This window comes from Paraburkholderia kururiensis, from assembly GCF_034424375.1.
Lineage (GTDB): Bacteria > Pseudomonadota > Gammaproteobacteria > Burkholderiales > Burkholderiaceae > Paraburkholderia > Paraburkholderia kururiensis_A.
The window spans coordinates 4085103-4109398 of the sequence record NZ_CP139965.1 but is presented as its reverse complement, the minus strand read 5'-3'; the positions used below and the strand labels follow the sequence as shown (position 1 = coordinate 4109398).

28 protein-coding genes are annotated in these 24296 nt (G+C 65.5%); 18 read left to right on the top strand and 10 right to left on the bottom strand.

The window, feature by feature from the left end; translation table 11 throughout:
* Window positions 1-47 precede the first annotated feature (47 nt).
* From U0042_RS18470 to U0042_RS18450, 5 genes are all read left to right on the top strand, one after another.
* Complete coding sequence (locus U0042_RS18470; RefSeq protein WP_114815100.1) at window positions 48-1058, top strand: ABC transporter permease subunit; 1011 nt, start codon at window positions 48-50, stop codon at window positions 1056-1058.
* A 76-nt stretch (window positions 1059-1134) separates the two neighbouring features.
* Window positions 1135-2052 carry an ABC transporter permease subunit gene (locus tag U0042_RS18465; protein WP_114815101.1) on the top strand — a complete coding sequence of 306 codons (918 nt, stop codon included), beginning with the start codon at window positions 1135-1137 and terminating at the stop codon, window positions 2050-2052.
* Window position 2053: 1 nt separating this feature from the next.
* Window positions 2054-3091 carry an ABC transporter ATP-binding protein gene (locus U0042_RS18460; protein ID WP_114815102.1) on the top strand — a complete coding sequence of 346 codons (1038 nt, stop codon included), beginning with the start codon at window positions 2054-2056 and terminating at the stop codon, window positions 3089-3091.
* On the top strand, window positions 3088-4113 hold the full coding sequence (locus tag U0042_RS18455; protein WP_114815103.1) for a peptide ABC transporter ATP-binding protein: 1026 nt from the start codon (window positions 3088-3090) through the stop codon (window positions 4111-4113). Before U0042_RS18460 ends, U0042_RS18455 begins: the two co-directional genes overlap by 4 nt.
* Window positions 4106-5470 carry a TraB/GumN family protein gene (locus U0042_RS18450; RefSeq protein ID WP_419150441.1) on the top strand — a complete coding sequence of 455 codons (1365 nt, stop codon included), beginning with the start codon at window positions 4106-4108 and terminating at the stop codon, window positions 5468-5470. The genes U0042_RS18455 and U0042_RS18450 overlap by 8 nt, the downstream gene beginning before the upstream one ends.
* Before the next feature lie 102 nt (window positions 5471-5572).
* Here U0042_RS18450 and U0042_RS18445 read toward each other — a convergent pair whose 3' ends face one another.
* The 5 genes from U0042_RS18445 to pxpB all read right to left on the bottom strand — a co-directional run bounded on the left by U0042_RS18445 (window position 5573) and on the right by pxpB (window position 10156).
* Entirely contained in the window at window positions 5573-6526 is a 954-nt protein-coding gene (locus U0042_RS18445) for a DUF979 domain-containing protein (protein ID WP_114815104.1), read from the bottom strand.
* Window positions 6523-7284, bottom strand: a complete 762-nt coding sequence (locus U0042_RS18440) for a DUF969 domain-containing protein (protein ID WP_114815117.1) — start codon at window positions 7282-7284, stop codon at window positions 6523-6525. The genes U0042_RS18445 and U0042_RS18440 overlap by 4 nt, the downstream gene beginning before the upstream one ends.
* A 373-nt stretch (window positions 7285-7657) precedes the next feature.
* Window positions 7658-8410: a 5-oxoprolinase subunit PxpA gene (gene pxpA, locus U0042_RS18435; RefSeq protein WP_114815105.1), complete on the bottom strand. Its 753-nt coding sequence runs from the start codon at window positions 8408-8410 to the stop codon at window positions 7658-7660.
* 46 nt (window positions 8411-8456) lie between these two features.
* Window positions 8457-9506, bottom strand: coding sequence for a biotin-dependent carboxyltransferase family protein (locus U0042_RS18430; RefSeq protein WP_114815106.1), 1050 nt, complete (start codon window positions 9504-9506; stop codon window positions 8457-8459).
* Entirely contained in the window at window positions 9503-10156 is a 654-nt protein-coding gene (gene pxpB, locus U0042_RS18425; RefSeq protein WP_114815107.1) for a 5-oxoprolinase subunit PxpB, read from the bottom strand. Before pxpB ends, U0042_RS18430 begins: the two co-directional genes overlap by 4 nt.
* 260 nt (window positions 10157-10416) lie before the next feature.
* Here pxpB and U0042_RS18420 point away from each other — a divergent pair, with 260 nt between their 5' ends.
* Window positions 10417-10929, top strand: a complete 513-nt coding sequence (locus U0042_RS18420) for a winged helix DNA-binding protein (RefSeq protein ID WP_114815108.1) — start codon at window positions 10417-10419, stop codon at window positions 10927-10929.
* 47 nt (window positions 10930-10976) lie between these two features.
* Here the strand turns inward: U0042_RS18420 and U0042_RS18415 are convergent, their stop codons facing one another.
* Window positions 10977-11597 (bottom strand): 5-formyltetrahydrofolate cyclo-ligase, encoded by a 621-nt coding sequence (locus U0042_RS18415; protein WP_198665437.1) that lies wholly within the window; start codon window positions 11595-11597, stop codon window positions 10977-10979.
* A 20-nt stretch (window positions 11598-11617) separates the two neighbouring features.
* Here U0042_RS18415 and U0042_RS18410 point away from each other — a divergent pair, with 20 nt between their 5' ends.
* From U0042_RS18410 to U0042_RS18395, 4 genes are all read left to right on the top strand, one after another.
* Window positions 11618-13585: a lytic transglycosylase domain-containing protein gene (locus tag U0042_RS18410; RefSeq protein ID WP_114815109.1), complete on the top strand. Its 1968-nt coding sequence runs from the start codon at window positions 11618-11620 to the stop codon at window positions 13583-13585.
* Window positions 13586-13719: 134 nt separating this feature from the next.
* Window positions 13720-14676, top strand: a complete 957-nt coding sequence (locus U0042_RS18405; protein ID WP_114815110.1) for a complex I NDUFA9 subunit family protein — start codon at window positions 13720-13722, stop codon at window positions 14674-14676.
* Between the two features lie 62 nt (window positions 14677-14738).
* Window positions 14739-15380 carry a glutathione S-transferase family protein gene (locus U0042_RS18400; protein WP_114815111.1) on the top strand — a complete coding sequence of 214 codons (642 nt, stop codon included), beginning with the start codon at window positions 14739-14741 and terminating at the stop codon, window positions 15378-15380.
* Window positions 15377-16630, top strand: coding sequence for a multifunctional CCA addition/repair protein (locus U0042_RS18395; RefSeq protein WP_114815112.1), 1254 nt, complete (start codon window positions 15377-15379; stop codon window positions 16628-16630). The genes U0042_RS18400 and U0042_RS18395 overlap by 4 nt, the downstream gene beginning before the upstream one ends.
* 105 nt (window positions 16631-16735) lie before the next feature.
* Here the strand turns inward: U0042_RS18395 and U0042_RS18390 are convergent, their stop codons facing one another.
* The 3 genes from U0042_RS18390 to U0042_RS18380 form a co-directional block, all read right to left on the bottom strand.
* Window positions 16736-16930, bottom strand: a complete 195-nt coding sequence (locus U0042_RS18390) for a DUF2905 domain-containing protein (protein ID WP_017772079.1) — start codon at window positions 16928-16930, stop codon at window positions 16736-16738.
* 29 nt (window positions 16931-16959) lie between these two features.
* On the bottom strand, window positions 16960-18246 hold the full coding sequence (locus tag U0042_RS18385) for a class I SAM-dependent methyltransferase (RefSeq protein ID WP_114815113.1): 1287 nt from the start codon (window positions 18244-18246) through the stop codon (window positions 16960-16962).
* A 238-nt stretch (window positions 18247-18484) separates the two neighbouring features.
* A complete protein-coding gene (locus U0042_RS18380; RefSeq protein WP_157977917.1) occupies window positions 18485-18721 on the bottom strand; it encodes a hypothetical protein in 237 nt (78 codons plus the stop codon).
* Between U0042_RS18380 and U0042_RS18375 the strand changes: the two genes are divergently transcribed.
* Window positions 18720-19229, top strand: coding sequence for a hypothetical protein (locus tag U0042_RS18375; protein ID WP_327204987.1), 510 nt, complete (start codon window positions 18720-18722; stop codon window positions 19227-19229). The genes U0042_RS18380 and U0042_RS18375 overlap by 2 nt on opposite strands.
* Before the next feature lie 122 nt (window positions 19230-19351).
* Window positions 19352-19684, top strand: a complete 333-nt coding sequence (locus U0042_RS18370) for a hypothetical protein (RefSeq protein ID WP_114815493.1) — start codon at window positions 19352-19354, stop codon at window positions 19682-19684.
* Window positions 19685-20177: 493 nt separating this feature from the next.
* Here the strand turns inward: U0042_RS18370 and U0042_RS18365 are convergent, their stop codons facing one another.
* Entirely contained in the window at window positions 20178-20456 is a 279-nt protein-coding gene (locus tag U0042_RS18365) for a helix-turn-helix domain-containing protein (RefSeq protein ID WP_114815492.1), read from the bottom strand.
* 116 nt (window positions 20457-20572) lie between these two features.
* Between U0042_RS18365 and U0042_RS18360 the strand changes: the two genes are divergently transcribed.
* From U0042_RS18360 to U0042_RS18335, 6 genes are all read left to right on the top strand, one after another.
* Window positions 20573-21013 carry a hypothetical protein gene (locus tag U0042_RS18360; RefSeq protein WP_157977956.1) on the top strand — a complete coding sequence of 147 codons (441 nt, stop codon included), beginning with the start codon at window positions 20573-20575 and terminating at the stop codon, window positions 21011-21013.
* Between the two features lie 10 nt (window positions 21014-21023).
* Window positions 21024-21509 (top strand): hypothetical protein, encoded by a 486-nt coding sequence (locus U0042_RS18355; RefSeq protein WP_114815490.1) that lies wholly within the window; start codon window positions 21024-21026, stop codon window positions 21507-21509.
* A gap of 328 nt (window positions 21510-21837) precedes the next feature.
* Window positions 21838-22215, top strand: a complete 378-nt coding sequence (locus U0042_RS18350; RefSeq protein WP_157977955.1) for a DUF2628 domain-containing protein — start codon at window positions 21838-21840, stop codon at window positions 22213-22215.
* A 293-nt stretch (window positions 22216-22508) separates the two neighbouring features.
* Window positions 22509-22877, top strand: a complete 369-nt coding sequence (locus U0042_RS18345) for a VOC family protein (RefSeq protein WP_114815488.1) — start codon at window positions 22509-22511, stop codon at window positions 22875-22877.
* Between the two features lie 345 nt (window positions 22878-23222).
* On the top strand, window positions 23223-23621 hold the full coding sequence (locus U0042_RS18340) for a hypothetical protein (RefSeq protein WP_157977954.1): 399 nt from the start codon (window positions 23223-23225) through the stop codon (window positions 23619-23621).
* Window positions 23618-24193, top strand: a complete 576-nt coding sequence (locus tag U0042_RS18335) for a recombinase family protein (RefSeq protein WP_114815486.1) — start codon at window positions 23618-23620, stop codon at window positions 24191-24193. Before U0042_RS18340 ends, U0042_RS18335 begins: the two co-directional genes overlap by 4 nt.
* Window positions 24194-24296 lie beyond the last annotated feature (103 nt).

Genomic DNA, 24296 nt, shown 5'->3' with positions numbered 1-24296 from the left:
CTTGTCGCCGGTTGCGTTTTCATCTCCCCCAATCAAGGGAACGAACCATGTTCCGATTCGTCTTGCGCCGCATCGGCATGGTGATACCGACCTTCATCGGCATCACCATTCTGGCGTTTGCGCTCATCCACCTGATTCCGGGCGACCCGATCGAGGTGATGATGGGCGAGCGCGGCGTCGACCCGCAGATGCACGCCGAAGCGATGCATCGCCTGGGGCTCGACGAGCCGCTGCCCATGCAGTACATCCATTACGTCCAGCACGCGTTGCAGGGCAACCTGGGCACGTCTGTCGTCACCAACACGAGCGTCATGAGCGAGTTCCTCGCGCGCTTTCCCGCCACTGTCGAACTGTCGATCTGCGCGATGCTGTTCGCGCTCGTGGTCGGCTTGCCTGCCGGCGTGTTCGCGGCGCTCCGGCGCGGCACCGTGGTGGACCACGGCGTGATGGGCACCGCGTTGACCGGCTATTCGATGCCGATCTTCTGGTGGGGGCTCATCCTCATCATGGTGTTCTCGTCGAACCTGGGCTGGACGCCGGTGTCCGGCCGAATTGCCGTGGAGTACGACATTCCGCACGTCACGGGCTTCATGCTGATCGACGCGCTGCTTTCCACCGACGAAGGCGCGTTCCGCTCCGCGGTGAGCCATCTGATCCTGCCGTCCATCGTGCTCGGCACCATTCCGCTCGCGGTGGTGGCGCGCATGACGCGCTCGTCCATGCTCGAAGTGCTGCGCGAGGACTATATCCGCACGGCGCGCGCCAAGGGTCTTTCGCCCGTGCGCGTGGTCGTGGTGCATGCGCTGCGCAATGCGCTCATTCCTGTCGTCACGGTGATCGGTCTGCAGGTGGGCACGCTGCTCGCGGGCGCGGTGCTGACCGAAACGCTTTTTTCGTGGCCCGGCGTGGGCAAGTGGCTCATCGACGCGATTTCGCGCCGCGACTATCCCGTCGTGCAGGGCGGCATTCTGCTCATCGCGACACTCGTGATCGTGGTGAACCTCGTCGTCGATCTGTTGTACGGCGTGCTCAATCCGCGCATTCGCCATACGAGGTAACGCCGTGCAAGAACCCAACCGTATCCGGCGGGCGCCTGTGCAGGCGGCCCGCATCGTTCCGAGGGAGGCCTGACGCATGGCCGACATTCAAAACACTGTGCCCCAGGCGGTGACGCCGCCCAGCGGCCGCGCGCTCGCCGCGCGCGAGTTCTGGGCCAACTTCTCGCGCAACCGCGGGGCCGTGGGCGCCGGCGCGATCGTGCTGCTGCTCGTGTTCGTCGCGATCTTCGCGCCGCTCATCGCGCCGCACAGTCCCATCGAGCAATACCGCGACTTCGTGAAGATTCCGCCCGCGTGGCTCGAAGGCGGCAACTGGAAGTTCGTGCTGGGCACCGACGAAGCGGGCCGCGACATCCTCTCGCGTCTCATGTACGGCGCGCGGCTGTCGTTCTGGATTGGCTGCGTGTCGGTCGTGCTCGCGCTCATTCCGGGCGTCGTGCTCGGGCTCGTGGCCGCGTTCTTCGACAAGTGGGCCGACACGCCCATCATGCGGCTCATGGACATCCTGCTCGCGCTGCCTTCGCTGCTGCTCGCGGTGGCGGTGGTCGCGATCATCGGCCCGGGGCTCACGAACACGATGCTCGCCATCGCGATCGTCGCGTTGCCGGGGTATGTGCGGCTGACGCGCGCATCGGCGCTCGGCGAATTGCAGAAGGAGTACGTCACCGCGTCGCGCGTGGCCGGTGCGGGCACGCTGCGGCTGATGTTCTCGCAGGTGCTGCCCAACTGCACGGCGCCGCTCATCGTGCAGGCCACGCTCGGGTTTTCGTCGGCGATTCTGGATGCCGCCGCGCTTGGCTTTCTTGGCCTCGGCGTGCAGCCGCCCGCCGCGGAGTGGGGCGCGATGCTCGCCTCGGCGCGCGACTACATCGACAGCGCCTGGTGGATCGTGACGATGCCGGGTCTTTCCATTCTGATTTCGGTGCTCGCCATCAACCTGCTCGGCGACGGGCTGCGCGACGCACTGGACCCCAAACTCAAACGGATGGCCTGACATGGCAGACCTATTGACCATCCGCAATCTCGCGGTGAACTTCAGCGGCCTGCCGGCGGTGGACCGCATCAACCTCTCGGTCGCGCCCGGCGAAGTGGTGGGCGTGGTGGGCGAATCGGGCTCGGGCAAGAGCGTGACGATGATGGCGCTGATGGGCCTGATCGACGCGCCGGGCAAAGTCACTGCCGACGAGATCACCTTCGACGGCAAAGACCTGCTCAACGCGTCGCCGAAAGCGCGCCGCAAGATCATCGGCAAAGACGTGGCGATGGTGTTCCAGGACGCGCTCACGAGCCTGAACCCGAGCTACACCGTCGGCTACCAGATCAAGGAAGTGCTGAAGCTGCACGAAGGGCTGCGCGGCGACGCGCTGGAGCGGCGCGCGCTCGAACTGCTCGACCAGGTGGGCATTCCCGATGCGAAGAACCGCATCACGGCGTTTCCGCACCAGATGTCGGGCGGCATGAACCAGCGCGTGATGATCGCGATGGCCGTGGCCTGCAACCCCAAGCTGCTGATTGCCGACGAGCCCACCACGGCGCTCGACGTGACCATCCAGGCGCAGATCATGGAACTGCTCGTGCGTCTGCAGAAGGAACGCGGCATGGCGCTCGTGCTCATTTCGCACGACCTCGCGGTGGTGTCCGAAGTCGCGCAGCGCGTGGCCGTGATGTACGCAGGCGAGATCATCGAAACGAACCGCGTGCCCGATATCTTCGAAGCGCCGCATCATCCGTACACCGAAGCGCTGCTCGCCGCGATTCCGGAGCACAACGTGGGCGCGGTGCGCCTCGCGGCACTGCCGGGCATGGTGCCGGGCCGCGACGACCGTCCGCGCGGTTGCCTCTTCGCGCCGCGCTGCAAGTACGTGGTGGACGACTGCACGAAGGCGCGGCCGTCGCTGGACCCGGTGCCCGGTTCCGGCGAGTTCGCGCGCGTGCGCTGCATCAAGCCGCTGAACGTGGCGGGCAGCGGTGCTTCGCAACCCGCGCATGCGCCGTCTTCCACCCAATCGACTCAACCGGGAGGCGCACGATGAACGCAGTCCCTCAGGTGCCTCCGCGCGACACCCACGCGTCCGTCACTGACCACGTGCTCGTGGCGGACCACCTCGCGAAGCACTACACGGTGCGGCGCGGCATGTTCGGGCATGGCACGGTGAAGGCGCTCAATGGCGTGTCGTTCGCGCTGGAGCGCGGCAAGACGCTCGCGGTGGTGGGCGAATCGGGTTGCGGCAAGTCCACGCTCGCGCGCCAGCTCACCATGATCGAGCCGCCTACCTCGGGGCGCCTCGTGATCGACGGTGTGGATGTGGCGGGTGCCGACCACGCCACCATCGTGCAACTGCGCCGCCGCGTGCAGATGGTGTTCCAGAATCCGTTCGCCTCGCTCAATCCGCGCAAGACGGTGGAGCAGACGCTGGCCGAGCCGCTCGTCATCAACACGCAGACGAGCGCCGCGGAACGCGCGGAGCGCATTGCCCACATGATGCGCATCGTCGGGCTGCGGCCCGAGCACGCGAAGCGCTATCCGCACATGTTTTCGGGCGGGCAGCGTCAGCGCGTGGCGATTGCGCGCGCCATGATTCTCGACCCGCAGATCGTGGTGGCCGACGAGCCGGTGTCCGCACTCGACGTCTCCATCCAGGCGCAGATCCTCAACCTCTTCATGGACCTGCAGGACGAGTTCAAGACGAGCTACGTGTTCATCTCGCACAACCTCTCGGTGGTGGAGCACATCGCCGACGACGTGATGGTGATGTACTTTGGCGGCGTGGCCGAGCTGGGCGACAAGAAGACGGTGTTCGAGCGCCCGCGGCATCCGTACACGCGCTCGCTGATGTCGGCTACGCCTTCCATCTTCGAGGCGGACCGCCGCATCAAGATCAAGCTGCAGGGCGAGCTGCCGTCGCCGCTCAATCCGCCCTCGGGCTGCACGTTCCACCAGCGTTGCCCGTATGCCGTCGAGCGGTGCCGCACGGAGGAGCCGAAGCTTCGCGAAGTGGATGGCCGTCAGGTATCCTGCCATCGTGCAGAGGAGGTGGGGGAATCGGATGCCTGAAGCGACGGCGGCGCGTCGTTTTACGCGCCGCTTGTGTGAAAGCGGCGCGCATGCTGCTTCACGCCTGGTCTCTTTGCGTTCTGTTTTCCCGAGCCGTGTTTCGACCCGGCCGACGCGGCGCTCGCGTGGGCGCCGGCAGGTGGGCGCAGTGCTCGTCGTGGCGCTGATGCTTGCCGGGTCGGGGCGATCTGGTGACGTTGCAGAGTCGGGCGGCGCGCCGGGCTTCTGGCGAGGCGCGTCGTCTTTCGTTTCCGTGATTTCTGTCGCACAGGCCGCGGGTGCCGCTGCGAATACGCCCGGAAGTGCCTCGGGGTCTCCGGGTTCTGCGGGCGCGCCGTCGGGGGCAACCGGTGCGGCCGGCGCGGTGAGTGCGGGCGGTACGGGCGTGGCGAGGCCGCCGGTTTCGCCGCCGCCACGCGGCACGAACGCGCCGCGCGCCACCTTGCCGGGCTTCAATCCGCCGCCGGGCGCATTCAGTTCAGCCTCGGGCACCGTGGCGGGCGGCCCCGTGCGAACGCAGCCGGCGCGCATGCCGTTCTACGTCGCTACGCGCGGCACGACCACCATCTACCTGCTCGGCACGCTCCATGTGGGCGACCCCGCCGACTATCCACCGGGCCAGCCGTTTCGGCCCAGCATCCTCGCCGCGCTCACGGCCTCGCCCACGCTCGCACTCGAACTTTCGCCTGACGACCTGCTCGTCTCGCAGGACGACGTGACGAAGTACGGCGTCTGTTCGCGGCCGTGCCTGCCGCGGCTGTTGCCGGAGCCGCTGTGGCACCGGCTCGAGACGCGTCTGCGCGGCAACCCTGCCGCACTCGACGAGATCCGCACGATGCGGCCCTGGCTCGCCTCGCTGCTGGTGGAGACCTACGACTCGCTCTCGGCAGGCCTGCAAACCGAATACGGCACCGAGGCGCAGTTGCAGAACGTGTTCCTGAAGCTGAAGGGGCGCAAGATCGTGGGCCTCGAAACGCTCGCGGAGCAGATGCGCGCGTTCACGGGCCTCACGCTCGCGCAGCAGCGCGAGATGCTCGCGCAAGACCTCGTGCAGACGCCCGCGCAGAATGCGGCGGACGTGCAGACGCTGTTGCGCCTGTGGCGCGTGGGCGACGCGGATGCGATCGCCGCCTGGCAGGCCGCGAAATCGGAACGGCTGGCGCGCGACCGGCGCGTGTCCGACGCCGTGGACAACAAGATCGTCTACGAACGCAATCGCCGGTTCGTTACCCGCATGCTGGCGATCGCGGCGCCGAACCGGCCGCTCTTCGTGGCGATCGGCGCGCTGCACCTGGGCGGACAACGCGGCGTGCTGGCGCTGCTGCGCCAGCACGGCTTCGTCGTCGATCCGGGTTGAGGCGGGTTGAAGCGGGATGAAGCCGCGCTGAGTCTGGGTTGAATCAGGCTGACGCCCTGCTGAAACGCGGCCGAAGCCCGCCGAAGCCGCGGGCCCTTCGAATCAGAACCCGAAGACGTTCAGCAACACGATGTTGGCCGCCAGAATGCCGAGCGCCGTGGGCACCTGCACGCGGATCACCGCGTTCTTGTCCGGCAACTCCAGCAGCGCGGCGGGCACGATGTTGAAGTTCGCGGCCATCGGCGTCATGAGCGTGCCGCAGTAGCCCGAGAACATGCCGATGGCAGCCATCACGGCCGGGTTCGCGTGGAACATGCCCACCAGCACCGGCACCCCGACGCCGCCCGTCATCACGGGAAACGCCGCGAAGCCGTTGCCCATGATCACCGTGAAGAGCGCCATGCCCACGCAGTAGACGATCACGGCGACCACGCGCAGGTCCATGTCGATGTACGACGTCGTGACGTGCGCCACGGCCTTGCCCACGCCGGCATCCGAGAACACGAGGCCCAGCATGCCGAGCATCTGCGGCAGCACGGCGGCCCAGGAGAGTGCGTCCACGAGGCGGCGCGCTTCCTTCACCGACTGGCCCACCGTGTCGCGCGTCAGCATGCACGCAATGCCGAGCGCGATCACGCAGCCCACGCCGAAGCCGATCAGCGTCACGTTCTTCGGCTCGATGAGCGGCGTGCCGCCGAACACGAGGTGGCTGGCCGACAGCGTCAGCACGACGGTGACGAGCGGAATGGTGAGCGCGGGCACGAAGAGCTTGTTGCCGAGGCGCACGGCGCTGGCGCGGCGCGCTTCATCGGAGAGCACTTTCGGTTTTGCCGCAGTCACGCCGCCGAAGCCGGCAATGAGCGCCATCGCGATCACGAGCACGCCCACCACTTCGGGCGGCAGGCGGTCGCCCACGAGAAAGATCACGGCGTAGACGATCCAGAAGCCGCCCGCGGTGAAGCGGCGCGGATGCTCGCGGTCCGTCACGATCATGCCGCCGATCACGAGCAGCACGATGCCGAGCAGCCAGAACAGATAGTTGATGGTGAGCGTCATGCTTCGTCTCCCGTGGCGGCGTTCGTGTGAGCGGCGGGTGAGGTGGGCGTATCTCCGTGACCCTTGCGCTGGCCGCCCAGTTCGCGTTCCAGCTTGCGGTCGAGCAGATACAGCCGGAAGCCGTGGATCAGGAACGCGCAGATGGCCGTGGGAATGCCCCAGACCGCAACGTGCATCGGTTCGACGGAGACGCCCGCTTCCTTGAGGAAGGTGGTCATCAGCACGATGGCGCCGAACGCGACGAAGATGTCTTCGCCGAAGAAGAGGCCCACGTTGTCCGTTGCGGCGGAGAACGCACGCAGACGCTGACGCACGGCGTCGGTCAGTTTGCCGAAGCGGTTTTCGGTGGCGCCTTCGGCCATCGGCGCAATCAGCGGGCGCACCATCTGCGGATGCCCGCCCAGCCCCGTCAGGCCGACCGCGGCAGTGAGCTCGCGCACGAGCAGATAGACGATCAGCAGACGCCCGGCCGTGGCCGCCTTGATGCCGGCAATCCACATCTGCGCGCGTTCGCGCAGGCCGTGGCGTTCCAGCAGACCGATCACGGCGAGCGGCAGCAGGATGATGAGCGGGATGTTGCGCGTCTTGATGAAGCCGGTGCCGATGGCGGCGAGAATCTTCTCGGGCGGGAAGTGTGCCGCGGCGCCGGTGGCGATGGCGGCCACGGCGACGATCAGCATCGGATTGAACCGCAATACGAAGCCTACGATGATGACGGCCACTCCAATGAGCGGCCATAAGCTGACGGTTGTCTGCATCAGGATCTCCAAACGGGGTGTGGATTGGGCCGCCTTGCCTCGTTGGCCGCTGGTGGCGGTTGGGGATGGCGCATGACGGCTCTTGAGGTGCTGCGCGGCTCTGCGCGGCCGCTTCGACATCGGGTACTGCTTGATGCGGGTGACGCTTTTTTAGTGCTGCTGCGTGCTGCTTTTCGAATGCTGTCGGTTGCTGCTTGCTGCTGTTTCTTGCCACTGCCGGTCGCCGTTGGTGCTCTTGCCGTTCGATGCCGTTGCATGACGCATGCGGCCCGACCGATTCGTCATGCCTCCGACGGCCAGCGCATTGCTTCACGCGTCGCCGCGGTTCACCGCATCTCGCCTCGGCCCATCTCACCGAACCGCATCGGCCTTTTCAAACCCGCGCTGCGCTCGCTGCATGCACTTCGATGCCGGCCGCGTCGAGCGCCGCACGAATGCGCTGTGCGAACGCGAGCGCGTGCGGACCATCGCCGTGCAGGCAGATGGTCTGCGCGTGGAGCGGCACCCATTCGCCCTCGACGGACTGCACGCGCTGCTCGCGGATCATGCCGAGCGTGCGTTCCAGCACGGCGTCTTCGTCGTCGAGCACGGCGCCCGGCTGCGAGCGCGGCACGAGCGAGCCGTCGGCGCGGTAGCCGCGGTCGGCGAACACTTCCTCGATGGCGACGAGACCCGCGGCGCGCGCGGCCGTGACGAGCCCGCTGTTCGCGAGCGCGAACACGGCCACCGACGGATCGAAGTCGTGCACGGCGGAGACGATGGCATCCGCGATCTTCGGGTCGCGCGCGGCCTGGTTGTAGAGCGCGCCGTGCGGCTTCACGTGCGCGATGCGTGCGCCTTCGGCCTGCGCGATGGCCGAGAGTGCGCCGAGCTGGTACAGCACGCCCGCGTAGATTTCGCTCGCGGGCAGGTCCATTTCCTTGCGGCCGAAGTTCTCCGGGTCGTTGAAGCTGGGATGCGCGCCGATGGATACACCCTTCTTCACGGCCCAGCGCACGCACTCGCGCATGGCGTTGGCGCCGCCCGCGTGCCAGCCGCACGCGATGTTGGCGGAGCTGACGAGATCGAGCAGCGCTTCGTCGGAGCCGCAGCCTTCGCCGAGATCGGCATTCAAATCGATTTCCATGGCCTGTCCTGTTGGTGCTGGACGCCGTCGGCGTCCGTCATGTTGCTTACGCTGCGCGCGCGGTGTTGTCCGCGGTGCAGCGTTCTTCGTGCATGGCGATTGCGGCATCGATCTGCCGCAGGTACGCGTGTTCTTCGGCGAGCGCGGCGCGCGCTTCGTCCGGTGTGGTTTCGATGAAGCGCACGCCGCCGTTCAGACGCACCTGCGCGAGCTTCCAGAGGTCCGCGCGAATCACCGAGCCGATCTTCGGGTAGCCGCCCGTGGTCTGCGCGTCGCCCATCAGCACGATGGGCTGGCCGCTTGGCGGCACCTGGATCGTGCCGGGCAGCACGGCATGCGAGAGCAACTCGGTCTTGCGGCTGCGCGCGAGCTGCGTGCCTGCGAGGCGGTAGCCCATGCGGTTGCTGTTGGGCGTGACGAGCCATTCGTCCGACCAGAACGCCTGCTGCGCCTCGCGCGTGAAGCCGTCGTATTCGGGGCCGGGCAGCACGCGGACCGGCACGGCCCATGGCAGCCCAGACGCATGCCGGCCGCGCCGGTGCGGTTCGTCCACCTGCGCGAATTTGCACCAGGCGGGCGCGGCCACGCCGAACTCGCGCGTCGTGGGGCTGAAGCCGGGCGTGGTGCGCGTGGGCACGCCGAGCGGCAGGCGGTCGCCGTCCTTCAGCGCGCGGCCGCCCAGGCCGCCGAATTGCGCGCCGAGGTCGGTACTGCGCGAGCCGAGCATGGGCAGCACGTCGATGCCGCCCGCCACGCAGACGTAGCCACGCATGCCGCGCTTCGCTGCCTGCAGCGCGAGTTCCTGGCCCGCCTGCACCGGCAGGCTCCACCACGACCACACGGGCTTGCCGTCGAGTGTCGCGCCGAAGTCCGTGCCCGTGATGGCGACGCGCGTGGCGCGCGGAAAGCGCAGCACGAGCGGGCCGAAGGTCACTTCGAGCGCTGCGGCGTGAGGCCGGTTGCCCACCAGCCGGTTGCCCACTTCGAGCGCGAGGCGGTCGAGCGCGCCGGCCGTCGCCACGCCGAGGTGACGGTAGCCGTGGCGGCCCTGGTCTTGCACGGTGGTCAGAAGACCCGCGCGGATCACTTCGATCATAGGCTGACCCCCGCGATGGTGAAGCGCACCCGGTCGCCCGGCTGGAGCAGCGTGGGCGGGTTGCGCGAGGGGTCGAAGAGCCGCAGCGGCGTGCGTCCGATGAGTTGCCAGCCGCCGGGGGAGGCGGCCGGATAGATGCCGGTCTGCTCGCCGCCAATGCCGATGGAACCCGCCGGCACTTCCAGCCGCGGCTCGGCGCGGCGTGGGGTGTGCAGCGCGGACTCGAGGCCGCCCATGTAGGCAAAGCCTGGCTGGAAGCCGAGGAAGAACACGACGTAGTCGCCGGCCGCGTGGCGACGGGCCACGTCTTCGGGCGAAAGGCCGGTGTGCTCGGCGACCGTGCGCAGGTCGGGGCCGGCTTCGCCGCCGTACTCCACGGGAATTTCCACCTCGCGCCCTTCGGCATGCGCGCGCGGCGCGGCGTGCCAGGCGGCCGCCAGCTGTTCGCCGAGCTGGGCGGCGGTCGCCTCGAGCGGATCGAACACGACGGTGAGATTGTTCATGCCCGGCACGACTTCGAGCACGTGCGGCCACGTATGCGCCGCTTCGGCGGCCGCCCAGACGCGGCGCTGCACGTCGAGCGTGGCGGGCGGCGGCGCTTCGCAGACGATGGCGCTGTCGCCAAGCGGATAGATGCGGGGTGAGCTCATAAGTCCATGGGTTCGGTGTGGACGACGGCGATCGGCCTTCGGTGCGCTCGAACGTTCAAACGGTAGGACGGCGCATGGGCGGGCGCAACCGCGAGGCGTTTACCGAAGTTCGTCGACTGCCGTCGTTCGCTTCGTCGTGTAGCGTACATTCTCAATAATTTATCTACAAATTATCAATAAGCGTTTTTGCCAGGGCCGCCGCCTGCTGCGGCGTCGTACACTCTCGCCACGACTCCAAACCGCCACTCCGGGCACCCGCCATGTCGCGCAATCCCACGAAAATCGTTTCCTCCGAGCACCTCGTTTCTGAAGCAAGCGCTGAACTTTCGGAGTTCGAGTACGCGCTGATCATGGCAGGCAACGCTTTCAATCGCTGGATGGTGCGCTGCATGTCGGCGGCGGGCGTGAAGGACATGACCGCGATCGAGGTGTCGCTGCTGCATCACGTGAGCCATCGCGAGCGCCGCAAGAAGCTCGCCGACATCTGCTTCGTGCTCAACATCGAGGACACGCACGTGGCCACCTACGCGCTCAAGAAGCTGATGGCACGCGGCTACGTGGCAAGCGAGAAATCGGGCAAGGAGGTGTTCTTTTCGGCGACGCCGGAAGGACGCGAGCTGTGCCTCAAGTATCGCGAGGTGCGCGAGAGCTGCCTCATCGCCGCGCTCAAGGAAAGCGGGCTCACCAACGAGCAGATCGGCGACGCAGCACAACTGATGCGCAACATCTCGGGGCTCTACGACACGGCGGCGCGGGCGGCTGCCTCGCTCTAAGAAAGCGGTGCGATGAAGCGGCGAGGCGCACAGGCGTCGATCGATGCTCAGCTATTGGCGGCCGTCTTCTGCCCTGTTGAGGCAGGATAAGAAGCCGCGTCGGTGACGATCGCATCGAGCGGAATGTCGTGCGCCTCGCGCGCGAACGCGGAGGTGCGGCAGGTTTCGTAAGCGACGCCCACCGTGACGGGCCGCGATTCGCCGGGCCATGCCGCCAGCGTGCGATCGTAGTAGCCGCCGCCGTAGCCGAGACGATAGCCGTCGTCGTCGAAGCCGACGCACGGCACGAGAAGCAGGTCGGGAATCACCACGCGGTTCGACGCGGGCTCGGGAATCTTGTGAGGGCCTTCGCGCATCGGCGTATCTGCTGCCCACGCGTGGAATTCGAGCGGTGCGTGGCGATGGCGGATCACCGGCAACGCTGCCGTGCGATGACCTTCGATCGCGAGCCAGGTGGCGATGACATCACGTACGTCGACTTCGCCTCGCACGGGCCAGTAGAAGCCCACGCAAGCGGGCTCGTAGTGCTCCAGCATGTCGAGCACGCGACGCTTCAACGCCTTCTCTCGCGCGGGCTCGCGAGCGGCCAAAAGACGCGCTTCCAGCAGCCTTGCACGCAGGTCGTTTTTCGATTCCGCGCCGGGGTTGCGTGCTATGCTTGGGTTCACTTCGCGCTCCAGAAACAACGATGTCAACACGCCTTCTTCGAGTATATCGCGCGGCCGGTCTCATGCTTGCCGCTGCGGCACTCGTCGCATGCAGCACGGCGTCGGCCGTGCGTCCTGTTCCGGTTTCCCAGCTCAATAACGACGACCAGATTTTCGTGCAGCTGCGCGAAGCGGCGCGCAACAACGATGCGGCGCGCGCGGCGCAGCTTGCGTCGATGATCCCCGACTATCCGGCGCCGTCGTACCTCGAGTATTTTCAGCTCAAGCCGCAACTGTTCGACTCGCAGGGCCACGCGCGCGTGGACGCGCCCGACCAGCCGGTGCTCGCGTTCCTTCAGAAGTACGATGGGCAGGCCATCGCGGACCGGTTGCGCAACGACTACCTCGTTGTACTCGGCGCGCGTCACGACTGGCGCAATTTCGACGACCAGTACGCACGCTTCGTTCTCAACGACGATACGCAGGTGAAGTGCTATGCGCTCGAATCGCGTGCATCGCGCGGAGAGAACGTGGCCGACGCGGCGCGTGCACTGCTTGTGGAGCCGCGCTGGTACGGCGACGGCTGCGTGGATCTCGTCACGGCACTCGCCGCGAAAGGCCAGTTCAGCACCAACGACGTGTGGCAGCAGATTCGCCTTGCCTACGAGCAGAATCAGCAGACCGTCGGCGGCCGTCTTGTGGACGCGCTCGGCTCGCAGGCGCCGGATCCCGCCACGTTCAGCCGCGCCGTGAGCACGCCGCCGCTGCTGCTCGCGCGCGGCGTGGGCCCCGACAACACGTCTCACCAACTCGCGCTGCTCGCGGTCACGACGATGGCGCGCAACGACCCGGCGATGGCCGCCGCTACCTACGCGGCCGTGGCGCCGCAATTGAGTTCGCCGGAGCGCGCCATCGGCTGGGGCACGATCGGCTATCAGGGCGCGCTCAAGCAGATGCCCGCGGCCGTGGACTGGTACCGGCTCTCGGCCAACGCGCCGTTGTCGAATCCGGCCTACGAATGGCGCACACGCGAAGCGCTGCTCAACGGCGACTGGACCATGGTGCGTTGGTCGGTCGAGCAGATGCCCGCCGCGCTGCGTGCGCAGCCTGCCTGGGTGTACTGGCACGCGCGCGCGCTCAAGCAGGCCGGCGACACGGCTCAGGCCAATGCCGAGCTCGAGCAGATCGCGCCGGGCTTCAACTTCTACGGTCAGCTCGCCACCGAAGAACTGGGTCGCAAGATCACGATTCCGCCGAAGACCCAGGTGACCGACGCCGAGATCGACAAGGCCGGCAACACGCCGGGCTTTGCGCTCGCGCGGCGCTTCTACGCGCTGAATCTGCGGCTGGAAGGCAACCGCGAATGGAACTGGCCGCTGCGGGGCATGACGGACCGTCAGTTGCTCGCCGTAGCCGAGTACGCGCGCCGTATCGAGCTTTACGATCGCACCGTGAACACGGCGGACCGTACCAAAACCGACCACGACTTTTCGCTGCGCTATCTCGCGCCGTTTCGCGACGTCGTTGAGCGCGACGCGCAGTCCACGGGGCTCGACGTCGAATGGGCCTACGGGCTTATCCGCCAGGAGTCGCGCTTCATTCTCAACGCGCGGTCCGACGTGGGCGCAAGCGGCCTGATGCAGCTGATGCCGGGCACAGCGCAACTGGTGGCGAAGAAGATCGGGCTTGGGCCGCTTTCGCGCGAGCAGATGAACGACATCAACACGAACATCCTGCTCGGCACGAACTATCTTTCGATGATCTACAATCAGTTCGATGGTCTGGCTGTGCTGGCCACAGCCGGCTACAACGCCGGGCCGGGCCGTCCGCGCGCGTGGCGCCAGGCACTGCCGCACGGCGTGGAAGGCGCGATTTTCGCCGAGACCATTCCGTTCACGGAAACGCGCGACTACGTCAAGAATGTGTTGTCCAACACGGTCTACTACGCGGCGCTGTTCGAAGGGCGCCCGCAATCGCTGAAAGAGCGGCTCAGCTACATCGCTCCGTAAGCGGCAGCATCCCCGCCGCGCTTAAGGCCGTACAGATGGCCCAGGCGCGGCGGTCCGCCAGCAGCGTTCATCGCCTGCACCGCGCGGAGGCAGTCGCCGCGACCGCCGCCCGCGCACGAACGAGGGAGTCGAACATGCGACATCAGGTCATCGCAGTCATCGGCGGCTCCGGATTCATCGGCAGCCATCTCGTCAATGCGCTCGTGGAAGCCGGCAAGAACGTGCGCATCGCCACCCGACGCCGCTACAACGCGCGCCATCTCACCCTGCTGCCCATCGACGTGATCGAAACCGACGTGTTCGATCCGGTGAAGCTCGCGAGCTTCGTCGAGAACGCCGACGCGGTCATCAATCTGGTGGGCACGTTGCACGGCGGCCGCGGCGATCCCTATGGTCCCGAGTTTGCGAAGGCGCACGTGGAATTGCCCACGAAGATCGTGGCGGCGTGCGAAGGCAAGGGCGTGCGTCGGCTCGTGCACGTGAGCGCGATAGGCGCCGACCCGGCTGGCCCGAGCATGTACCTGCGCTCGAAGGGCGATGGCGAGCGCGCCGTGCATTCGGCCGCGGAACTGGCCACCACGATCTTCCGGCCGTCCGTCGTGTTCGGTCCGGAAGACACCTTCCTGAACCGCTTCGCGTTCCTGCAGAAGCTCTTTCCCGTCATTCCGCTCGCCATGCCGGACGCGAAGTTCCAGCCGGTCTTCGTGGGCGACGTGGCGAAGGCCATCGTGAACGTGCTCGATCTGGATGCTTCCATTGGGCGTACTTACGAACTGGGCGGGCCCACTGTCTATACGCTCGAGCAACTGGTGCGCTATTGCGGCGAGGTGATCGGCCGGCACGCGCGCATCGTGCGTCTGCCGGATGCGCTCGCGCGGCTGCAGGCGCTTTCGTTCGAGTTCGGCCCCGGCGAGCCGCTTATCTCGCGCGACAATCTGGACTCCATGAAGGTGGACAGCGTGATGAGCGGGCCGCTCGCGCCTGAACTCGGCATCGAGCCCGCGAGCATCGAAAACATCGCGCCGCTGTATCTGACCGGCGCCTCGGCGCGCTCGCGCTTCGACACGTTTCGCGCCAGTGCCGGGCGCTGAGCGGGCGGCGTCCGCTTTGTGCAGTCCATCCGGTTCATTCGTTCCTTGCCCCATCACACAACATGAAACTCGTTATCGGTGACAAGAACTATTCGTCGTGGTCCATGCGTCCCTGGGTGTTGCTCAAGCACTTCGGCATTCCGTTCGAAGAGGTCATGATCGAACTGCTTCAGCCCGACACGAAAGCCTCGATCCTGCAGTACTCGGCGTCGGGCAAGGTGCCGTGCCTGATCGGCGGCGACGGCGTGCCCGTGTGGGACTCGCTCGCCATTGCCGAGACGCTCGCCGAGCGCTTCCCGCAGCACGCGATGTGGCCGCGCGATGCCACGGCTCGCGCGCGGGCTCGCTGCGTGAGCGCCGAGATGCATTCGAGCTTCGGCGACCTGCGCTCGCAGATGTCGATGAACATTCGTGCGTCGTGGCCGGGCCGCGGCGCGACGCCGGGCGCGCTCGCGGACGTCGCGCGCATCGATACGCTCTGGCGCGACTGTCTTGCCGCGAGCGGCGGCCCGTTCCTGTTCGGCGAGTTCGGCATTGCGGACGCGATGTACGCGCCCGTGGTCATGCGCTTCAACACGTATCAGCCCGAGATTTCCGCTGTGGCGCAAGTCTACGTGGCACGCGTCAACGCGCATCCCGCGGTGGCGCAGTGGGTGGAAGAGGCGCATCGCGAGACCCACCGCATTCCCAGCTACGACGTATGAATATCTACGCAGTAGGCGGTGCCATTCGCGACGAACTGCTCGGCGTGCCGGTGCAGGACCGCGACTACGTGGTAGTGGGAGCGACGCCCGAGCAGATGATCGCGCAAGGGTTTCGTCCCGTCGGCAAAGACTTCCCGGTGTTTCTCCATCCCGACACGAAGGAGGAATACGCGCTCGCGCGCACCGAACGCAAGACGGCGGCCGGCTATCACGGCTTCCAGTTCTACTACGCGGCCGACGTCACGCTCGAAGAAGACCTCGCGCGCCGCGACCTCACCATCAACGCGATGGCCCGCGAGGTGCGGCCCGACGGCGAGCTGACCGGTCCGGTGATCGACCCGTTTCACGGCGAGGCCGACCTGCGCGCGCGCGTGTTCCGGCACGTGAGCGACGCGTTCCTGGAAGACCCGGTGCGCATTCTGCGCGTGGCGCGTTTTGCCGCGCGCTTCACGGACTTCACCGTGGCGCCGGAAACGGTGGCGCTCATGAAGAAGATGGTGGCGGCGGGCGAAGTGGACGCGCTGGTGCCCGAACGCGTGTGGCAGGAGGTGTCGCGCGGGCTCATGGAGCAGAAGCCTTCACGCATGTTCGCGGTGCTGCGCGAATGCGGGGCGCTTGCCCGCGTGCTGCCCGAAGTCGATGCGCTGTTCGGTGTGGCGCAACGTGCCGACTACCATCCCGAGGTCGACACAGGCGTGCACGTGATGATGGTGGTCGATCACGCCGCGCAGCAGCGCTACGCGCTGCCGGTGCGCTTTGCGGCGCTCACGCACGATCTCGGCAAGGCGACCACGCCCGAACACGTGCTGCCGCGTCACATCGGCCACGAAGGCCGCAGCGTCGATTTGTTGAAGCCGCTTTGCGAGCGCCTGCGCGTGCCGAACGACTGCCGCGACCTCGCCGTTCTGGTGGCGCGCGAGCATGGCAACATCCATCGCGTGATGGAGATGGGCGCGGCGGCGCTGGTGCGCCTGTTCGAGCGTTGCGACGCGCTGCGCAAGCCGGCGCGCTTCGCCGAGGCGCTGCAGGCCTGCGAGGCCGACGCACGCGGCCGCCTTGGCTTCGAGTCGCGCGAGTATCCGCAGGCGGAGCGCCTACGCGAGGCGCTGGTGGCAGCGCGATCCGTGGATGCCGGCGCGATTGCGAAGGAGCACGCGGAGCGCCCGGAGCAGATCAAGGACGCCGTGCACCGCGCGCGGGTGAAGGCGGTGGCGCGGGCGATTGGCGGTGGGGAAGAAGCGGCGGAGTAGGCGATGCAGGTGCGGCGGAGTCACTGCGTCGGGCGTCGCGCATCCCGAGCCGAATGCCGCTGCCGCGCCGCTGTGCCGCGCTAACGCGGCAGCGAGCCACCGCGCTCAAAGCATCCGCACGATGAGCGACAACACCATCGAAATCACGAGCGTCGACATGAACGGGAACGGATACTCGCGCCCGAACAGCCGCAGCGTGAAGTCGCCGGGCAGCCGGCCGATGCCGATCTTGCGCAGCCACGGCAGCGACCCCGAGAGAATCGCCACCGCGATGAACGTGGTGAGCAGCCAGCGCAGCATGTCGTGTCGGTCCCGGGCCTGAGGTGGGCTTAAAGCGTATGCGAGCGGTCGCCGCGCGAGAACGCGGTGAGGGTCTCGCCGATGCCGCGCGAAAACGCGATCACCTTGAAGAGCTCGCCCATCTCCGCTTCGGAGAGCAGCTTCTGGACCGCGTTGGCCGCGGGCAGGAAGTGCTCGATGTCCTGCGGGTCGATCGCGGCCAGCGCATCCGTGATGCCGGCGTTCATCAGGAAGCGCGCCTGCGACGTGTAGCCGAGCAGGTCCGCGCCGGCTTCCACGCCGGCCTCGGCGATGCCCGTGAATTCGACGTGTGCGGTGATGTCGGTGAGACCCGGGTAAAGGAACGGATCGCCGTGCGCGCGGTGCCGGTAGTGGCACATCAGCGTGCCTTCGGCGCGCTGCGCGTGGTAGTACTCGTGGCGCGGAAAGCCGTAATCGATGAAGAACGCCGCGCCGCGCGTGAGCATCGAGCACACCGTGCGCGTGAACGCGAGAGCCGCTTCGTGCGTTTCGGCGACGTAGCCGCTGTCGGCGTCGATGCCGGCCAGCAGTGCCGCATCGGCCGGCGAGGCGAGCGGGCGGTCCGCGAAGGTGAGGCGGCCATCCGCGCTCACCGTGACGCCGCGCTCGTACCAGACGGCGCCGGCACCGTTTGCGCCGTGGCCATTGATCGTGTGGCCGTTGAGCGCCGGCGCCGATTCGCGGCGGGAGTCATGAGCGACAGCGCCGGCGCCGTGGTCCATGCGCACGAAGAGCCGCACCGGCATTGCGTCCAGCACCTCGTTGCCCACTACGACGCCTTCGAAGTGCTCAGGCAACGCGTCGAGCCAGCGCACGCGGTTCGCGAGCGCGGGTGCTTCCGCTTCGATCGTTTCGCGCTGGCGCTCGCGCAGCTCGCCGGAGAGCTCGACGATGGAATAGGTCTCGAACGTCGCGTCCAGCGCGGCGAGCGCGTTCAGCAGCCCGGCCGCCAGCTTGCCGGTGCCCGCGCCGAATTCCATGACATGCTGCGTGCCGCTCGCAGCAAGCGCCTCGGCGATGGGGCGCGCGAGCGTGGCCGCGAAAAGCGGGGACAACTCGGGCGCCGTGACGAAGTCGCTACCGTCTTCGGCGCGTCGGCCGAATTTGATCGCGCCGCCGCTGTAATAGCCGAGGCCCGGCGCGTACAACGCGCGCTCCATGTAGCGATTGAACGGCAGCCAGCCGCCGGCCGCCGCGATCTCGCCGCGCACGAGGTCGGCCAGCGCATCGGACTGCGCCAGCGCGGTAGGGCCGGGAGCAGGTAAACTATCGGGTTCGAGAGCTTTCGGATTCATTCCCGCATTGTAAATGGCTCCTTTATGCTTTGCCGGGATAGTAGAGGATTGCTGACGACAACAAATTCAACGGGTTACATCAGCCACACGTGATTTTTTTATCGCGGAGTTTTTTGAATTTTCGATGCCGCTGTGCCGCCAGTGTGCCAGGGCGCTTGCCGCCGAGCAAGAACTCTGTAGTGGCACATGTCAGGCCTCTTTGCGAGAAACGCGCGATCTTTCGTGCGCATGCGCAAAGTTATTTAGCCGTTGAGAGCATGATTTGACCCTGATAAAATGGCGATACGGCTGAAAAACCGCTCACACACCGGTTTTCGGCTCGCCGCTCGCGCCGCAGCGCCTGTCTGAGCGAATCCGCAGGAAATTTGCCGGATTCCCGCCTCACTTTTCTCCTTCCGATCTGCCCGAACTGTCCGATGCCGCCAGGCAGGCGTAGCTGCGCGCTTCTTTTTCGCGTTTTCAGGAGCTGATCCATGCCTGTCCTTCCAACCGGAGTCGAGAGCACCCCGACGACCTTCACGCCCGCATTTCCGTTCGTGGCGCAGACCAGCGATTTCGACGATGTGTTCGCATGCGCCGCGATGCTCTCGGGCAAGAAGATCGAGGAGGTGAAGGATATCGCCATCGCCAAGACGAAACATCCGGCGCGAGGGCCGTACTACCTCGGGGAGAGTCATATCGCGGCACTCCTGGCGCAGCTGGGCTTTGTCGCGACCGTCTACAAGGAGGTTTCCCGCGTATCCGATATTCCCGACGTCGCGCTGATTCTCGTGGACTACAACGACGATATGGAGATGGGGCGACACATCCTTTTTCATCGCGGCAAGGCCTCGCATGCCCCGGGGACATCAATCGAGTACGCGCTGGATCCGGCGCCGTGGTGCAAACCCGCCGACCGCGTCCGCACCAACTTCAAGTCCATCGCCGGTCACTGGGTGATCGGCATCCATCCCATGGGCGGCAAGGGAGCGGCGGGCAAGTAATCCTGCCACCGGAGCCGAAGTTTTTCGACGTGCCAGCGTCAGGGGCCAGTGCCAGCAGCACTGGCCCTTTCGCGTTTACGGGCCGCCGGCCGTTCCGGTGACCCGTACTCAAGGAGATTTTGATGAGTATCGAAGATGCGACCGCAGGACCCGAACCCGTTCCATGCCGTTCGCTGCAACCGCCGGCGCCGCTCTTCGCGGTGGGCCGGATCGTCGCGACGCGAGGCGTACTGAAACACCTCGAACGCCACGGCATTCAGGCCGATCCCTATCTGCGACGCCATGTGCGCGGCGACTGGGGCGACGTGCCGCCCGAAGACGCGCTCGCCAACGAGCAGGCCGTGAAGTGTGGTGCGCGCGTCCTGTCGTCGTACGAAGTTGCGGGCAGGCGCGTGTGGATCATCTCCGAAGCGGACCGTTCGGTGACGACCCTGCTGTTCCCGTCGGAGTATTGATCCATGCCGGCCATTCCCACTACCGTCACCATGATCGGTGCCGGTTTCGCGCCGGCGTTCAGTCGGGTGGAGCAAAGCGGCGACTTCGACTGTTCTTTCGCGGTGATTGCCATGATCTGCGGCACCACGCTCGATGCTGTGCGCAACGTCGCCATCGGGCGGTTTCATCACCCTGCGCATGGCCCGTACTGGATTACCGGCGAACTGATTGCGAAGCTGCTCGGGCACTTCGGGTACGAAACAGGCATGTATGAAGAGCCGACGACGCTTGCTGACATACCCGATCTGGCCATTGCGCTTGTCGACTACGATGAGCGCACCAACCTCGGCCGGCATGTCCTTTTCCATCGCGCCCGCGCCGGCCACGACCCGAAGGTCACCGTGACGTACGTAATCGATCCGGCGTACTGGATCGAGCCGCACGACTACGTGCGAACCTGTCTGCCCGCGATCCAGTGGTACCTCGGCATTCGTGTCCTGGGCGAAGCGCGGCCTAAGGTGCCTTCACCGACGTATCGCCGGATTCTGCCCCGGTGTCGGGCGCCGGTTCGGCGACAAGCTCGGCCATCGTCACTCCCAGTGCCCTCGCGATGCGGTCGATGTTGCAGATGGAAATGTTGCGTTCACCGCGCTCGACGGAACTGATGTAGTTCGGATGCAGTTCGGCCGCCTCGGCCACCTTCTCCTGGGTCAGTTCTTTCGCCTTGCGGATGCGGCGCATGTTGGCGGCGAACAGGACTCGAACATCCAGCTTTTGAGTTTGGTTGGGCATGCCGGAAGTGTTCCGGCGCCTACCGCTTAAAACCACACACTTTAAGTTTGGTTTCGGGTAAAGTACGCCCGATAACCAAACTCAAAGTGTTATTTCTATATTTCGGGGGTATTCCAATGAAACGGGCTTTTCTCGCGGCAGTGCTGGCCGCGTCAGCATCTATCGCCAGTGCGCAGAACCTCTCCGATCAGGACATCAACCTGATGGCGGCAGCGCAGAAGGCAGTCAAGACTTACAGGCAGGGCGGGGTAACGGGGATCTATTCGGCGGTTACCCAGTGTTATGGGCGCTTGCGCCAAGGTCAGAAGGCATTCGGCCGGAGCGTCGAGTTCTGCATTGCGCTCGACATCAGCGGCATCTTCATCGACTCGGAAATGGCGGGCGCCGAGGGCTTCCCGCGTGATTCGCGCTTCGTGGACGCGACGGCGGCAAATCGCATGAACGAAGTTCTGCGGCGCTACGGGATCACGGCGAGCGATGACGACACGCGTGCTTACTTTGCCGCACGTGTCGAGCGCATCAGGAAGTACACCAACGACGCCATGCTACTCGGCTGAGGCGCAAAAAATGAAGCTGACAACATCTGCTATTGCCATTGCAGCATCGGTAGTGGTCTTTGCGGTTATGCCTTGCTACGCGGCCGGCAAGATTGAGGTCGCCCGTTATGAAAAGCAGGTCGAGCGTGCCGCCGTGAAGGAGTGTGATGGCGACACGGGCGACGGCGTGGGCACAACAGCGTACCCGGGGAATCTCGCCGGTACCGGGCCGGTAACGATCATATCGGCTGGGGCCAACGGCTGCGCGGGCGGCCAGGCTCCGCGAACCTGGCTGTGGGTGTTCTTCGCCGATGGCGGCGCCAGCCAGGTGATCCCGTCACCGAATTTCATCGAATCGATCGGGTTCGACGGCGACAGGATCCTCGTCAAAAGCCTTGAAGTCGGGCAGGAAGATCCGCCGAACTTCCCGAGCCATCTGACCCAGCTTGTCTACAAGCTCACCGGTCGGAAACCGACCCTCGTCAGCAGCCGGTTGCTGGCGATCAAAAAGGACTAGGCAGGGAGGTACGGCGAGCAGGTTCCGTCTCCCGCTCCGCCAGGCTACGGGAGTGGAAGCCCCGCACGGCATGCTGCCTTGCGCCGTGCCCTGCAGCGGCGAGCTTTCCAGGCTATGACCATTCGATTTACGGTGCGTCGTCGATTGACGGCGCGTCGATACCTATGGAGGCAACGCTATGGCGTTCTGCGAGCAGTGCGGTACACCGTTGTTAGAACGCGCGCTTTTCTGTGCTGGATGCGGTAAAGCGATCACGTTCTGCGCAGCGTCGCGGGCAATAGCGTCCGATACGACGCACTCAACGCTCACGCCTTCGCGAGCGTCCACTGTGAGCGACTTCGCCGAATTGCCGGAAAAGTGGCGGCAACGCTTTGCCGCGATCGAGAAGGCTGGTGGCGAGGGTGTCCGCTGGTGGCGCTGGCCGAACGCCAAAGAACTGACACACAGGGAGAAGCGGCTGATTACGTCGAACCTGTGGGCGTTCGTGTTCGGGCCGTTCTATTACGTGTATCTCGGCATGTGGCGTAAGGCCATCACGCTGTCGCTCCTGGCGCTCGTCATCGATGCAATTCTCGTCGTGGCAGGTGACGTGCTGAACATGCCTGTGGATAACTTCCTGTGGATCGTCTCGGCCGTCATGTTCAGGCAGTGTGCGAACGTCGATTACTACCGGAAGGCTGTGCTCAAACGGCGGCAGTGGTGGTGACGAAGTTTGATGATCTCAGTCGACCGGTTTCGAATTTGCGAAGCGGCCGAATCGCGGCTTCTCACCACGGTTTGCTTTGCCGTTGCCTCATCCGACGCGACGAATCCAGGGGGCCGGACACGCCGCCGTCAACCTTCAGCATGTGCGCGTAGATCATCGTGTTGATCACGTCTGCGTGCCCAGCAGCGTATGCACAGCGCTGATCTCATATGCCAACTGCCACCGGTGGGTGAGGCGACATCGCGTCCAATCCACGTTATTCCTCGCGCACGCCCAACACTTCAGGGAAACTCATGTCCGACCACGTCAAATTCAGAATCAGCGGCTATGCAGCGAGCAGAGCATTCTTCCTGAAGGCACTCGAACCGCTAGGTGTCGCGGTTGTCTCGGACGATCCGGCAACGTATGGTCTCGAGCTTCGCCCGGAGGGTAAGGTTTCATTGCGCCTGTACCAGACCGGGCAGACGCCGGCACGTCTTCACTTGGTGTTCACGGCCGAAAGCCGCCAGCAAGTCGAAGCTTTCTATCGAGCAGCCCTCGCAGCGGGGGGCAAGGACAATGGCGCGCCAGGTTTGCGTCACCACCACGCGAACCACTATGCCGCTTGTATCACTGGCCCCGATGGAAACAACATCGAAGTGGTTTGCCACAACGAGGCCTGAGCCTTGATCGACTGGACTGGCGAGACCGGGCCATGCTCCATGTCAGACGTTCGTGGCACGCAATCCGACTGTGGCGCACTCAACACACGGCTTATCGGTGGCGAAAGCGACACGCTGAACGACATCAACTACTAACCTGGCCACAGGTTGCAAGGCATGTTTACTAAACGGATTCGTTACAAACCAGCACACGACCACAACCTATCTCCATTAACGGGGTTCGGCTACGAGAAACTTTCCACTTGACGTAATCCCGAGGCGCAAAGCGTCGCTTCGCCAACTCAGATCAACGAAACTGAAGCCAAGGCATCTCGCCTTGGCTTTTTACATTTCAAGGAGGCATTCGTGACCACCGGTCGATTTCCTACTTTGCTTGCCGTGACGGGGGCCGGGCAGATGATGCGTGGTCCGCTTTGCGAGTTCTTTTCGGGCATAACGCTACTGCTGCACAAGCCGCCCTGCGAACCCGACTGCGTCGAAGCCGATTCCAACCTACTGTTTAACGCGGCGAAGGTGGCCGAAATGGCGTTGCAGATCCTCCATGACGGATTGGCCTCCATCGGGCCATTGCACTCTCAGTCGACTCAGCAGATCACCGACGGGCATCTTCGTGTCATGCATGCCGTAGCGCTGGGTCGATCACAGGTCGAGCTGTGCGAGGAGCTTTCATATGCCTACGGGCGGGGGATTGATTATCTCCTGCCTGGCGCCGACTACGTTGCGCGGGAGGGCGGGGAGCCGTGAGCGTCATTTCGTATCTGCGTGTATCGACTTTCGGGCAGGCGGTCGAAAATCAGCGGCAGGCCATCATTGCGGCGGGCTGGATGATCGAGAAAGAGTTCCGCGATGAGGCGACGAGCGGCAGCACAGCTGCTGACAGCCGCCCCGGTTGGGCCGAATGCGCCAAATACCTGCGAGATGGCGACACCCTCGTCGTCTACGCGCTCGACCGACTCGGTCGAAGTACGCTTGATGTCCTTTCGACTATCAACTCGATGCACGAGCGCGGAGTGCGACTTGTGATCCTCCAGCAACAGTTCGACACGGGTACGCCAGCGGGTCGCCTAGCGTTGACCATGTTCGCTGCGTTTGCCGAGTTCGAGAACAGTATCAGGAAGGCGCGGCAGCGAGAAGGGATAGCCCGCGCCCGCGCGGAAGGTGGGAAATATCGAGGCCGCAAACCTAAGCTCACTGCAGAGCAACGAACCGAGCTAAAGAATCGTTTCGATGCTGGCGAGAACCGCAGCCAGCTTGCTTGCGATTTCAATATTAATCGTGTGACGGTTCACAGGTATTGCGCTTCTCCCCGCAGCTAATGGGGCGTGCGTTGAACTCCAGCATAGGGGCTCGCTCAATACGACGCGCCGGCCCAGACCAGCCTGTGGCGTGCCGCGTGTACGTACGCGCAATCGCTCTCTG

Bases quoted from the DNA above. Each gene is read 5' to 3' on its own strand.
- U0042_RS18470 (WP_114815100.1), top strand. From the start codon at position 48: ATGTTCCGATTCGTCTTGCGCCGCATCGGCATGGTGATACCGACCTTC.
- U0042_RS18465 (WP_114815101.1), top strand. From the start codon at position 1,135: ATGGCCGACATTCAAAACACTGTGCCCCAGGCGGTGACGCCGCCCAGC.
- U0042_RS18460 (WP_114815102.1), top strand. From the start codon at position 2,054: ATGGCAGACCTATTGACCATCCGCAATCTCGCGGTGAACTTCAGCGGC.
- U0042_RS18455 (WP_114815103.1), top strand. From the start codon at position 3,088: ATGAACGCAGTCCCTCAGGTGCCTCCGCGCGACACCCACGCGTCCGTC.
- U0042_RS18450 (WP_419150441.1), top strand. From the start codon at position 4,106: ATGCCTGAAGCGACGGCGGCGCGTCGTTTTACGCGCCGCTTGTGTGAA.
- U0042_RS18445 (WP_114815104.1), bottom strand. From the start codon at position 6,526: ATGACGCTCACCATCAACTATCTGTTCTGGCTGCTCGGCATCGTGCTG.
- U0042_RS18440 (WP_114815117.1), bottom strand. From the start codon at position 7,284: ATGCAGACAACCGTCAGCTTATGGCCGCTCATTGGAGTGGCCGTCATC.
- pxpA (WP_114815105.1), bottom strand. From the start codon at position 8,410: ATGGAAATCGATTTGAATGCCGATCTCGGCGAAGGCTGCGGCTCCGAC.
- U0042_RS18430 (WP_114815106.1), bottom strand. From the start codon at position 9,506: ATGATCGAAGTGATCCGCGCGGGTCTTCTGACCACCGTGCAAGACCAG.
- pxpB (WP_114815107.1), bottom strand. From the start codon at position 10,156: ATGAGCTCACCCCGCATCTATCCGCTTGGCGACAGCGCCATCGTCTGC.
- U0042_RS18420 (WP_114815108.1), top strand. From the start codon at position 10,417: ATGTCGCGCAATCCCACGAAAATCGTTTCCTCCGAGCACCTCGTTTCT.
- U0042_RS18410 (WP_114815109.1), top strand. From the start codon at position 11,618: ATGTCAACACGCCTTCTTCGAGTATATCGCGCGGCCGGTCTCATGCTT.
- U0042_RS18405 (WP_114815110.1), top strand. From the start codon at position 13,720: ATGCGACATCAGGTCATCGCAGTCATCGGCGGCTCCGGATTCATCGGC.
- U0042_RS18400 (WP_114815111.1), top strand. From the start codon at position 14,739: ATGAAACTCGTTATCGGTGACAAGAACTATTCGTCGTGGTCCATGCGT.
- U0042_RS18395 (WP_114815112.1), top strand. From the start codon at position 15,377: ATGAATATCTACGCAGTAGGCGGTGCCATTCGCGACGAACTGCTCGGC.
- U0042_RS18390 (WP_017772079.1), bottom strand. From the start codon at position 16,930: ATGCTGCGCTGGCTGCTCACCACGTTCATCGCGGTGGCGATTCTCTCG.
- U0042_RS18385 (WP_114815113.1), bottom strand. From the start codon at position 18,246: ATGAATCCGAAAGCTCTCGAACCCGATAGTTTACCTGCTCCCGGCCCT.
- U0042_RS18375 (WP_327204987.1), top strand. From the start codon at position 18,720: ATGCCTGTCCTTCCAACCGGAGTCGAGAGCACCCCGACGACCTTCACG.
- U0042_RS18380 (WP_157977917.1), bottom strand. From the start codon at position 18,721: ATGGATCAGCTCCTGAAAACGCGAAAAAGAAGCGCGCAGCTACGCCTG.
- U0042_RS18370 (WP_114815493.1), top strand. From the start codon at position 19,352: ATGAGTATCGAAGATGCGACCGCAGGACCCGAACCCGTTCCATGCCGT.
- U0042_RS18365 (WP_114815492.1), bottom strand. From the start codon at position 20,456: ATGCCCAACCAAACTCAAAAGCTGGATGTTCGAGTCCTGTTCGCCGCC.
- U0042_RS18360 (WP_157977956.1), top strand. From the start codon at position 20,573: ATGAAACGGGCTTTTCTCGCGGCAGTGCTGGCCGCGTCAGCATCTATC.
- U0042_RS18355 (WP_114815490.1), top strand. From the start codon at position 21,024: ATGAAGCTGACAACATCTGCTATTGCCATTGCAGCATCGGTAGTGGTC.
- U0042_RS18345 (WP_114815488.1), top strand. From the start codon at position 22,509: ATGTCCGACCACGTCAAATTCAGAATCAGCGGCTATGCAGCGAGCAGA.